The sequence below is a fragment of the Erwinia sp. PsM31 genome (genome assembly GCF_030433775.1).
Lineage (GTDB): Bacteria > Pseudomonadota > Gammaproteobacteria > Enterobacterales > Enterobacteriaceae > Erwinia > Erwinia aeris.
The window spans coordinates 1-908 of the sequence record NZ_JARUWZ010000063.1; the positions used below are offsets into that span (position 1 = coordinate 1).

The window sequence follows — 908 nt, forward strand, 5'->3', positions numbered from 1 at the left end:
ACCGTAGGGGAACCTGCGGTTGGATCACCTCCTTACCTGAAGATACCTTCGTGCGTAGTGCTCACACAGATTGTCTGATAGAAAAGTAACGAGCAAGGCGTTAACGCGTTGGGGGTAAAGCGACAAAAGAATCTGTCGCGCGATTTTCTTGAGAAAATCTTGCCTTTACGTGAAATAAGCGAATCGGTGATTCGCAAAGCAAATTTCACGTCCCCTTCGTCTAGCGGTTAGGACTCCGCCCTTTCACGGCGGCAACAGGGGTTCGAATCCCCTAGGGGACGCCACTTGCTTGGTGACAGGTGAAAGGTGTCTCCACGAAGTATCTCAAAACTGACTTCACAGTCACGTTTGAGATATTTGCTCTTTAACAATCCGGAACAAGCTGAAAATTGAAACGACATGTCGTTTTCATTCTCCGTAATAAGAATGAAGTCAACGATATGTTCGAGTCTCTCAAATGCTTGCAGCTGACAACCGTCTTTCGGGACGCTTGTGGGTTGTGAGGTTAAGTGACTAAGCGTACACGGTGGATGCCCTGGCAGTCAGAGGCGATGAAGGGCGTGCTAATCTGCGATAAGCGTCGGTAAGGTGATATGAACCGCAACAACCGACGATACCCGAATGGGGAAACCCGGTGCACATGTGCATCATTGCAGCATGAATACATAGTGCTGCAAGGCGAACCTGGGGAACTGAAACATCTAAGTACCCAGAGGAAAAGAAATCAACCGAGATTCCCCCAGTAGCGGCGAGCGAACGGGGAACAGCCCGGAACCATCATCAGTTTGTGTGTCAGTGGAAGCGTCTGGAAAGTCGCAGGGTACAGGGTGATACTCCCGTACACAAAGGCATGCTTATTGTGGGTTCGAAGAGTAGGGCGGGACACGTGATATCCTGTCTGAAGATGG

The 908-nt window shown here is 49.9% G+C and carries 1 tRNA gene and 1 rRNA gene; both read left to right on the top strand.

What is annotated here, in order from left to right:
* Positions 1-209: 209 nt before the first annotated feature.
* A tRNA-Glu gene (locus QCD69_RS22445) sits at positions 210-284 on the top strand.
* Between the two features lie 219 nt (positions 285-503).
* A 23S ribosomal RNA gene (locus tag QCD69_RS22450) occupies positions 504-908 on the top strand; the annotation flags it as partial.